At 57.3% G+C, this 10,512-nt stretch carries 7 protein-coding genes; 4 read left to right on the top strand and 3 right to left on the bottom strand.

What is annotated here, in order from left to right; translation table 11 throughout:
• On the bottom strand, positions 1-311 hold a 311-nt coding region (locus ACF8AM_RS22540), incomplete at its 3' end, for a hypothetical protein (protein ID WP_392557818.1).
• Here ACF8AM_RS22540 and ACF8AM_RS22535 point away from each other — a divergent pair.
• Both ACF8AM_RS22535 and ACF8AM_RS22530 read left to right on the top strand, forming a co-directional pair.
• Positions 310-666 (top strand): hypothetical protein, encoded by a 357-nt coding sequence (locus tag ACF8AM_RS22535; RefSeq protein ID WP_392557817.1) that lies wholly within the window; start codon positions 310-312, stop codon positions 664-666. The two genes, ACF8AM_RS22540 and ACF8AM_RS22535, sit on opposite strands and share 2 nt — an antisense overlap.
• Positions 667-723: 57 nt before the next feature.
• Complete coding sequence (locus ACF8AM_RS22530) at positions 724-2,541, top strand: hypothetical protein (protein WP_392557816.1); 1,818 nt, start codon at positions 724-726, stop codon at positions 2,539-2,541.
• Positions 2,542-2,663: 122 nt separating this feature from the next.
• Here ACF8AM_RS22530 and ACF8AM_RS22525 read toward each other — a convergent pair whose 3' ends face one another.
• On the bottom strand, positions 2,664-4,214 hold the full coding sequence (locus ACF8AM_RS22525; RefSeq protein WP_392557815.1) for a glycoside hydrolase family 10: 1,551 nt from the start codon (positions 4,212-4,214) through the stop codon (positions 2,664-2,666).
• A gap of 574 nt (positions 4,215-4,788) precedes the next feature.
• Here ACF8AM_RS22525 and ACF8AM_RS22520 point away from each other — a divergent pair.
• Both ACF8AM_RS22520 and ACF8AM_RS22515 read left to right on the top strand, forming a co-directional pair.
• A complete protein-coding gene (locus tag ACF8AM_RS22520) occupies positions 4,789-8,310 on the top strand; it encodes a DEAD/DEAH box helicase (RefSeq protein ID WP_392557814.1) in 3,522 nt (1,173 codons plus the stop codon).
• A gap of 219 nt (positions 8,311-8,529) precedes the next feature.
• The gene (locus ACF8AM_RS22515) at positions 8,530-9,645 is read left to right on the top strand and encodes a hypothetical protein (RefSeq protein WP_392557813.1); all 1,116 of its coding nucleotides are present in this window, start codon (positions 8,530-8,532) and stop codon (positions 9,643-9,645) included.
• Positions 9,646-9,762: 117 nt separating this feature from the next.
• Here ACF8AM_RS22515 and ACF8AM_RS22510 read toward each other — a convergent pair whose 3' ends face one another.
• Complete coding sequence (locus ACF8AM_RS22510) at positions 9,763-10,506, bottom strand: cysteine hydrolase family protein (RefSeq protein WP_392557812.1); 744 nt, start codon at positions 10,504-10,506, stop codon at positions 9,763-9,765.
• Positions 10,507-10,512: the final 6 nt, after the last annotated feature.

The raw sequence follows: 10,512 nt of genomic DNA, 5'->3' as shown, positions 1-10,512 counted from the left end.
CGTCGCATGCCATCGCAACGAGCCGGTGGGTCCCTCGCTGACACTTCGGGAATGCGGAAGGTGGGTGGCACCTTACGGACGCAGAGGGTGGTCCCTCGCTCACGCGTCGGGTTGGGATTGGTGGGCTTGGGTGACCATCGTGCGGGGATTTGGTGGGTGGCTTGGCGTTTTGTGGCTGGTCCCGAATGGGGACCGAACAGAAGTTCACTGGTCGGTTTGGTCTCGACACGCCCACCGGTGGCTTGATACATGCCATCTGGAGCGTGGTTTTTGCCACGCGTTCTCAATTGTTTTGCGTTGGTGTCTGCCATGAATACTTGGATCGGTATCCCCTTTTTGTCCGCCTTCATGTTTGTCATGGGAGGCATTCTGGTTGGGCATTTGCTCTGGTATCGCGACCGCAGCCGTGACGTGAACGCCATCAAGGACGCGGAGAAAAAGTATGCGAAAGCAAAGGCCGCGGCTCGCAGTCGCAAGCATCACTTTCTAGGCCTGCAGACCGATATCAGCTCACTGCAAACCAGCCGCGATGAACTGCAGGCAGAAAACGAACAACTGCGTCAGTGGCTGAAGGACCAAAAGCAATTGACCCACGGCGCCGAAACCGAGCTGGGGCATTTGCGGGCCGAACACAGTCGCTTTGAATTGGCCGCCCAAGACGCCTAAAAGGCTCGCGACGCGGCCAACGAATCACTGCAACAAGCTGAGAAAGAAATCGAATCCTTGCGTTCCGCCCTGGCGGACAATGAGACTCGGTTCGAGGAATCCGCGGCGAAAATGCGTGAGCTTGCGGAGACCGCCAGTGCGGCTGGCGAGGAATTGGCGAACCGTGAAAAGCAGCAAGAATTCTTAAAACAAGCCAACGAGCAGTTGCAAACGCAAAACGAAGAACTGCAACGCCAAATCGAAGTCACTCGCGGCGAAGTCTTCGCAGCCAACGAAACCCTCAACTCGCTTCAGCAACAACAATCCTCGCTGCAATCCGAACAACAACACACCCAAGATCAGTACCAAAAAATTCAATCGGACCTGAATGCGGCCAACGAAGAAATCCAGTCGCTGACCGAGGCCAACGAATCATTGGTTCAACGCATCGAAGAAGCAGTTACCCAGCGGGACGCAGCCATCCTGCAGCGTGACCAGTTCGCTGCCGAACGCGAAAACGTCGCCAACGAATACGACGAAACCGGACAACGTTTCGCTGAACTGCAACAAGAATACGAACACCTTCGATCACAACATGAACTTGCGATCCAGACAGCCACGCGCCACGAAGAAACCGTTCAAACGGTTCGCGCCGAACTGGAAGCTCGGTCCGAAGAGGTCGACGAACTCAAAACGGCTCGCACACAACTTCAATCCACGCTTCAAGAGCACGAGCTCAAACTGCAAACCTTGCAAAGCGAACGCGAAGAATTGGCAGAGGAACTGGACGAGCGAACCCTTCGGATCCAAGAAGCAATCGACGGCCGTGTGGTCGCGGAGACCGCTCTTTCCGAGCTCGAAAAACGGCTGGACCTGACGTACGAGGATCTGAATTCCAAGCTCCAAGACACCGTCTCGCAACTGGCGAACACCGAATCCAGTTTGAACGAAACGCAGTCGAAATTGACGACAACCGAAGCCAAACTTTCGACCACTGAATCGGAACTCCAACAAACTCAAACGGAATTGAACTCGGTCCAAGCCCATTGGCACGAAAGTCAATCCAAGTTAGCGGAATCGGAATCCAAGCTGACTGCGGCCCAGCAGAAACTGAGCACCGCAGAATCGCAGCTCGAGCAGACTCAGGCGGAGTTGTCCTCCACCCATTCGCGTTTGGAAACGACCGAAACCTCCCTGGCCTCAGCCATCGTCCAGCGTGATCGGCACGAGACAACGCTGCAAGAAATCCATGCATCCACCGAACAACTGCGAAGCGAAGCCAAACAACTGGAAGCGACCATCGAATCCAAAGACAAAGCCATCGAACAACTTCGAAGTGATCTGCAAGAGCAGCAAAGTGCTGTCACCCGTCACCGGGCAGAAATCGAACGTTTGCAATCCGTGCGTCCTGAGTTTGAAAAATTGAAGCAAACCGTTTCGGAACGCACCAGCGAAACCACGCGTTTGAATCAACAGCTCAACCAACAAAAGCAACGCGAAACGCAGTTGCAAAAGGAAGTCGACGAACGCAATCAACAAGTCCAGTCGCTGCGTCGTTCCCAAGAACAATTCGAAGCTCGGATCAACGAACAAACTTCGCTGGTCCAACGCTTGACGCAAGAGCTGAAGTCAACGAAAGAATCGCTGCAAACGGCGCGTCAGAACGAACCACGAGTCGCGGCATTGCAGGCCCAGGTCAAAGATTTGACGGCGGAACTCAAACGGGTTTCGGCGGAACTGGATCAAAGCCTGGACGCCAACGCAGAGATGCAAGACCGGATGCGAGTGCTCGAAGGCAAGTTGCACGAGAGTGCCGCAATCATGCGAGACCTCCGTCGCAAACGAGCTCACGTTCCCGCACTGGATTCCAACGAGAACCAACGCCGCGCAGCGTGAGGTAGGCCAGTGAGGTAGGCCAGGTACCACCTGGCGACCAAGCCAATGCTTTGGAACAAAGCGAGGCGTCCACACCATTCCACGTGACATCGATGTGGAAATTCAAGCGGCTTGCCACGATCTCACATCAGCATTTCTTCGCGGATTTTCGTGAGGTAGGCCAGCATCGGACGGGGGCGGCCTTTGGCGTCGATCACGCCAGCGTGCGGGGTCATGTGCGGGTGTTGATCCGACCAACCGTCCCATACCACGGCGTGGACGATTTGTTTTGACAACAGCGTTTGTATCAACGGCTGAACGAATTCGAACTGAGCCTTGGCCCACGAATCCGGCTCGCCATTGATGTCCGGCGACAGCGGCCGCGTTGAACGGGGCGACCGAGCCAGGTCGTCTTTGCCCGGTGCACCGGCGACGGAAAGCTGCACCATCAAGGGTGCATTCAGCGTCGCCCAACGGTCAATGATTTGTCCGAATTCGACGGCCGATCGCGGATGCGTGTCACCCTCTTCGAAACCGAACCGGAAATTCAATCCAATGCCAGCCAGCCCCAGCCCGCTTCGCAGCAACGCGTCCGCAAAATGCAGCGGGCTGATCCCCTGATCATCGCGAGCCAAGTATTCGCCGCAGGGTTGATCCAATGACATCAACACGGGTGTGTTGGGATCACAGCGGCGGATCGTTTGCAGGATCCCAATCGAGAACCGCATGACCTGTTCGTCGTCAAACCCCAGCGGACCGGCCACGTTCAACCCCGAGGCTGCGTTCCACAGGTTCACTCGGCCGCGAAAATGCTCGACCGTTTTTTCGACGAAACTGATCATCGTTGACATCAGCTTTTCGAAATCATCTTCAAGCAGTGTCAGCCAATCGGGCAGCAGACCGGAGCGGTAATCGATCACCGGACCGCCGATCACTCGCAGCCCCATTTGGGCACAGGCAGTCAACGCTTCGTCGATGGGTTCGTAATGAGGTCGTCCCGAATCGGTTTCAATCTCGCTCCAACTGATCCGCACCGCCGCGGCATTGAACGCTCGCGTGATCGTGGTTTGTTCGTCAATGGAAGTGCCTGCCCGACCGGATTCGATGTCCGGTGTGACTTCGGTGGCGGGCAGTGGCGGAAGCACTCCGACCGCCAACATGGTGCACAACCGATTTTCGCGACTGCGACGATAGGCGATGGACTGAGTTGCAAAGAGATCGCCGAGTTCATTGGACGCGAGTTCGAGGGCCTCGATGGCCTCCAGCGCGGCTTCGACGCACAAGGAATCGTTGGGTGCACACTGCGTGGAATCCAAGAACCGCTTGGTGCCTCGCGTCAGCAGATCGTCAAAGCGATCGCTGAGTACCAAGCCGCCGCGTTGCCACACGTCGGCTTGAACTCGCACGCGGTAGCAACTTCCCCGAGCCAGTTCGACAAACAATCGATGGGCTTGGTCCAAACAACGCAGGCTGCACGTGCTGAGTTGGCGGTACCCGATGGAGGGAATCGGGCAGGTCAGGAACAATTTGGCGGACGTGTCAACGCCGCGGGTCAGCGTGAAGCGACCACCTGAGTAGGTGTTCCGTGACTGCCACGGCACCCCTTCGATGCCGCACAGATACGCGTCTTCCCAACGAGTTGTTTTGAAGAACTCGTTCGCTGCGTCAGGGACATCAAAATGCATTTGCCCCATGGCAACCAGCGATTCAAAGATCGAACAAAATTAATCGGGAAACGTCCGAACGCTGCTCAGGACCATCCTGGCAACTGAGACGGCGTGGCATTCCCGTGTCGCCACACCATCCGTTCATTCCCGGCGGCCGCCCGAGGATTCCAAACGCCTTTCCAATCAGCGTCCAAGAACTATCGAAGGACCGCCCGCGAAACCTTGCGATCGAGACCGCCAGACGGCAACGTCTGCTCCGCGTCTCTTTCTCAAGGAAATCCCGCACACAACGTGTGCACAACCACCTTTGCCCGATCCGGTTGGAAACAACCAAGCGGATCCGAAAAAAGCGGCCGGGTGGGATGGATTGGCACGCGACCCGCGCCACACCGCCGGCTTTCGCCTTGCGCTGACATGGTAGTCGGTTCGGCGGGCCACTGCGAGATGGCTGGTTCAGGGCACAAGAGCGTTCGATGGGGAACGAATCGTCCATAGTGCCAGCCAGCAAAACAGCGTCACTCTGCGCCATCGCTTTCGATCGCTATCGCGTGTACCCTGTTTCGCTCGTTTTTTGAATCGCACCTTCTGAGAAGCAACACGCATGGACTGGATCGCGGAAGACCAACTCGGATCGCTCGGATTGCTGATGGGCGAGGCGGTGGAGCGTCTCGTGGATTCTCACGACCAGAGTTTCGATTCCCGTGCAGCCATGCTGACGGTGAAGACGCCGACCCTGACGCAAGGCGACAACGGCGTTCGTTTTGATTTCCAGGTGGTTGGGAACCGAGAAAAGCAACAATCCGTGGCTCTCGAGATCATCCCCCAAGTCGACGAAGACGATCCGGGTGGGGTGGGTGAGCTGACCAGCGAATGCCAATGCGGATGCGTGGCGTTCTTGCGGGACCAATCGTGCCCCCACACCTTGGCCGCTGCGTGGTGGTTGCAAGAACAAATCGCTCGGCGAAGCGGCAACGGCCAACTGATCGAATTCTTGGGCGGCTTGAAAGCCGACGCGGTGGCAGCCGGCAAGCAGTTCGTCGATGAATTGCTGCGACGGGCCAAAAATTCGCGTCCCGCACCCGCCGAAGATGCCGAGCCCACGCGATTGCAGTGGCGGGTACGAGTCAACATGGCCTCCCAAACGGCTCCGCTGACGATCACGCCGTTCGAACAAAAACAACGCAAAGGCGGCAAGGGTTGGACCAAAGGCCGCGAAGTCCGCAGCTTCGATTTGCTGGACCAAAACCTGCTGACCGATCCCCTGGACAGCAAAATCGCCTCGCTGACGTCGGTTCCGACTCACGGTGTGCACGACGACAACTACGCCATCTTCGAAGCCCTACGAATGTTGGCGGGTCACGAAAACGTCGCGTGGGACGATCAAAACGCGATGCCCGTGGAAGTCTTCTGCAGCCAACTGCTGCTGACGCTGCAACCGGTCGAAGTCGAGAAATCCAAGAAGCCGAAGGCATCCAAAACCCAAACCGAAAGCAAGTCCCCGGCGAAAAAGACGACCGCGAAAAAAACCAAGAAGCGATCGGGGAAATCGGCCAACGAGCTGCTCGACAACGTGACCGCGACGCTGGACATGCCAGAATCCGACTCGGCCTCCGCCACCAGTGTCACAGCCACTGACACGATGATCGCCGACGAATTGATCTCGGAAGACGAAAAGGTGGAGGTTCAGTTTCAGCCTCGATTGTCGGTCGACGGCATCGACATCGATGTGCAGAAATGCGAGACCGTGGTGGGTGGATTGAGCCCTGTGGAACCGGCGATCACCTTGGCCGACGCGGAAGATGACCGCATCGTGCTGTGCACGCTGGCCGATCCCGCCGCAATCGGAATCATCCAGTTCTTGCTTCGTGGCGACTACCGCGACACTTTGCTCGATCATGCCACGGCGTCCCGGTTGGCATTGGCCGCTGGTTCCATCGATTCGTTGATCCGCGTGGAATTGCCGCCGCAATTGGCTGGGCCGATCGTGCCCGCACCTTGCGAGTTGGTGCTGCAGATGCGTCCGCGTCCGGGTGCAGGATTGAAGGTTTCGTTGCGAGTGCACGAGCCGCGACTGCGCGATTCGTTGGTGCCCGGGGAAGCTCCCGAGTTGGTGCCTTGTTTGGCGGAAACCGGGCCCATTCGCTTGCAACGTGATTTGAAAGCCGAGTTGGAAACCGCCGAGAAAACGGTCCAGCGGTTCGGACTCAGCCGACTGTCTCATGAGAGCACGATGGAGTGGGTCGCGCTGACCGATCACGCTGCCCTGGATTTGCTGGGACGCCTGCATGACGCCGGCGATGAAGCCCCTCGGATCGTGTGGCCCGAAGGTGAAACGTTCCGTGTTCGTGGCGAAATCACACCGAAGTCACTGCGAATCAAAATCGATGATTCGCCCGATTGGTTCGGCATGACGGGCACCGTGACCGTCGACGGTGTCGATGTGCCGCTGCAAGATTTGTTGACGGCCGTTCGCGAAGACCGGCAACTGGTTCGCGTGGGCGATCGCCGATTCGCGAAAATCAGCGAAGCGTTTCGAAAACGCTTGACTCAGTTGGGCGACACCCTGGTCAGCGAAAAGGGACAACTGCGTTTGGCAGGTGCCGCCGTGCCGTTGGCTCGCGACGTGTTGGGCGACGACGTCACGCTCGAAACCACCGCGGCGTGGCACCAAGCGATTGAGCGACTTGATTCGCTTCAGGATTGGTCGCCCGATCGCCCCGAAGGCTTGGACGCCTCCCTGCGTGATTACCAATTGGATGGTTACCGATGGCTCGCACGTCTGAGTCGCTGGGGAGTTGGTGGCGTCCTGGCCGATGACATGGGTCTGGGGAAAACCGTTCAGACGCTTGGGATCTTGGTCGAACGCGGCCCCGCTGGCCCCGCGTTGGTCGTGGCACCGACCAGTGTCGGTGAAAACTGGGTTCGAGAAGCCGAAAAGTTCACGCCTGCACTGACTGGCAAACTGTACCGGGATTGTGACCGCGACGAAGTCATCAAGACCGCCGGGCCAAACGACTTGTTGATCGTCAGCTACCAATTGCTGCAGCGGGATGCCAAACGGTTCGCGTCGCGTGCTTGGCACACACTGGTTCTCGACGAAGCCCAATTCATCAAGAATTCACAAACGAAAACGTCGCAAGCGATTCGCACCATCCAAGCCGATTGGCGTTTGGGATTGTCCGGTACACCACTGGAAAATCACCTCGGCGAATTGTGGAGTCTGTTCCGCACGCTGAGTCCAGGTTTGCTGGGTTCGTGGCAACGATTCCGGAGCCGTTTTGCGGAACCGATCGAGCGACACAACGACGCGGATCGCCGCGAATCGCTGGCTCGTTTGGTGCGTCCGTTTGTGCTGCGTCGAACCAAAGACAAGGTGCTCAAAGAATTGCCGCCACGCACCGAGATCACACTGCGTGCCGAGTTGTCTGCTCCCGAGCGAAAACTCTACGAAGACGCTCGCTTGGCCGCTCTGGCAGAACTCACCGCTGGCGGTGGTGCGCCATCCCACGAAGGCCGTCGTCGCATTCAAACACTGTCGTGGCTGACCCGTCTGCGGCAACTTGCGTGTCACCCATCGCTGGTGGAACCAAGCTGGAAAGGCACCTCCTCGAAGTTGCAATTGCTGCTGTCGTTGGTCGATGAGCTTCGCGAAGGCAACCACCGGGCGCTCGTGTTCAGCCAATTTGTCAAACACCTCAACGTGGTACGAGCCGCACTGGATGAACGCGGGATTTCGTATCAATACCTTGACGGCGCCACGCCATCGCACGAACGACAACGCCGCGTCGATGCGTTCCAAAACGGCGAAGGCGACTTGTTCTTGATTTCGTTGAAAGCCGGTGGAACAGGTCTGAACCTGACCGCGGCGGATTACGTGTTGCACCTCGACCCATGGTGGAATCCTGCCGTTGAAGACCAGGCCACCGACCGGGCTCACCGAATCGGACAAGAGCGTGCTGTCACCGTGTATCGATTGGTCGCTGAGCGAACGATCGAGGAGCAAATCCTTCAACTGCACGCCGACAAACGCGAATTGGTGGCCGGCATCTTGGATGGCACCGATGCGGCAGCAAAACTGCAAACCCAAGATTTGATCGATCTGATCAAAACCGAAATGGGGTGACCCTCCATCGCGTATCGCCGCGGAATTCGCGTGTTTTGAAGAGCCGTTCCGCGGCTCGATTCAACCCCTGCGAGTTTTCCGCCAAAGCCGTCGGCATGGCAAACTCTCACCATGTCGATCGCTGTTTTGGCATCGACTTTGCGGCCCTTGTCTCCTGAAAAGACGCTCTGTGAACGTACAACGCACGCGTCAATTTGTGCCCCTATTCAGGAGACCGAAATGACTAAGCGACAATCGAAAATTCAACGACGCCTCACCCTCGCCATCGCCGCAGGATTGATCACGCCTGTGGCCGCTGCATCCACCGCCAAGGCCGGATTCGGCTGGGAATGGGAAACCGGAACGCCGTACTACGAAGACGATGCCTGGTACGACGTCAGCGAGTGGTTTGACGGCAATGACTACAACCCTACCGATGAAGCGATCGGCCGCTGGGACAACGAAACCTACGACCGCGATGAAGCCCTTACCTCAGGCGATTCCGACAACGACATCGACTGGACCGAAAACGATCACGGCTACTACGCCGATTCGCAGTCCAGCGATTCATGGTTCTATGATTACTACGACCATGGGTACTCGGACTACGGCGACCAAAACAACGACGGCAATTACGAGTACACGTCGCACTACTACGACTACGACAACGATGGCGTGTACGATGCATTCGCGTCTTACACGGACACCGATGGCGACGGGACCTTCGATGACGCCAGTTACGTCTCATTCTCCTCGTCCGAGAACCAGAGTGAGTCGGAACAGGCTGCCCAGCGTGAAGCCGATCAGCAAGACCCCTCGGCGAAAAGTCAAACGTTCACCGGAAAAATCACCCGTGCGAAGCAGGTGAAAACACCAGCCACAACCAATGTCGTGGTGGAACTGCAAAACCAGCAAGAAGGCAAGACGATGATTGCCGACCTGGGACCTGCCAACCAACTCGACCAAATGCCGCAGTTGAATGACTCGTTGACGGTCAACGGTTCGCCTTTCAAAACGGGCGACACCAGCGTACTGTTGACCCGAACCATCGAGCGAGACGGTCAAACAATGGAAGTCGAACGCAGCGGGCGTGAGTACACCGGCACGATCGAAAGCACCAAAACCGTCGACATCCAAGGCCAGCAACGGCAACTCGCCAAACTGAAAACCGACAACGGCAAGAAGTTGCTGGTGGACTTGGGACGCAAAGAAAACCTGGATGCGAACATTCGCGATGGGGCTCAAGTGACCGTCAACGGTCCGGCGGTTCAAGTGAACGAACGAGTGTTGCTGCTCGCGACCAAGCTGACTTTGAACGGTGAGACGGTCGAGGTTCCGCGAATGGCCCAAAAATGATTGGCCTGAACTCGTAAATTGACCAACGCATGGATTGCGTCCGGCAAATCGCCGGACGCATTTTTTCATGCGCGAAAACGTCCTCCGCAACAACGCTCGGCAGATCGCATACGGCGATCAGCCTTCCGCCTTGGCCGGGATCAAATTCACAACGGTCTCAATGACTTCGCCGATCGACATGACTCGCGCGTATCGATCGCGAAGTGTGGCCAGCGTCGCGTTGTGCAGCTCCGGCGTCACCGTCGCACAGCAATCCTCGACGACGGTCACGAGGTATCCCAAATCACATGCGTCGCGCACGGTCGTTTCGACACACTCGTTGGTGTAAACGCCGACGACGAACAACGCTTCGATGCCCATGTTCTTGAGCACGTAGTGCAGATTCGTGGAACTGAACACACCACTGGCGGTTTTGTTGATGATGATTTCGTCGCGTTCCGGCAACGGTGCGACTTCCTTCAAGAACTCGGCTTCGTGTGATCCGGGAGCCGCGAGCAGATTCAGCCGTTTGTGGCCTTTCCCGCGATCGCGTCCGTCTTGCGTGAGTGACTGAATGCGGGTGTGGATGACTTCCAGATTGCGACGCCGAAACGCATCTTGCAAACGCCGGACGTTGGGCAACACCGTCTCTTTCAGCCGATCGAAGTAGTACTTCTGACCTTCGGGCGAGACCCCATGGTTGTTTCCTTCGGCAAACACACCGCATCCGGGTTCTGCGTCGAGGTATTGCAAATCGATGCACAGCAGGGCCGTGTGCCGGCCCACCAAGAACTCACCATGGGCGGGATTATCGACAAACGATTCTTGGTAAATCTCACGTAGCGGATCGGGGTGTTCGTCTTGCGGTGCAAATTCGTTCATGGAGAG

The sequence above is a fragment of the Rhodopirellula sp. JB055 genome (assembly GCF_043100905.1).
Lineage (GTDB): Bacteria > Planctomycetota > Planctomycetia > Pirellulales > Pirellulaceae > Rhodopirellula.
Note: the sequence above shows the minus strand (reverse complement) of the source record. Positions and strands in the feature narration are given on the sequence as shown.

Bases quoted from the DNA above. Each gene is read 5' to 3' on its own strand.
- ACF8AM_RS22525 (WP_392557815.1), bottom strand. From the start codon at position 4,214: ATGGGGCAAATGCATTTTGATGTCCCTGACGCAGCGAACGAGTTCTTC.
- ACF8AM_RS22520 (WP_392557814.1), top strand. From the start codon at position 4,789: ATGGACTGGATCGCGGAAGACCAACTCGGATCGCTCGGATTGCTGATG.
- ACF8AM_RS22510 (WP_392557812.1), bottom strand. From the start codon at position 10,506: ATGAACGAATTTGCACCGCAAGACGAACACCCCGATCCGCTACGTGAG.
- ACF8AM_RS22535 (WP_392557817.1), top strand. From the start codon at position 310: ATGAATACTTGGATCGGTATCCCCTTTTTGTCCGCCTTCATGTTTGTC.
- ACF8AM_RS22515 (WP_392557813.1), top strand. From the start codon at position 8,530: ATGACTAAGCGACAATCGAAAATTCAACGACGCCTCACCCTCGCCATC.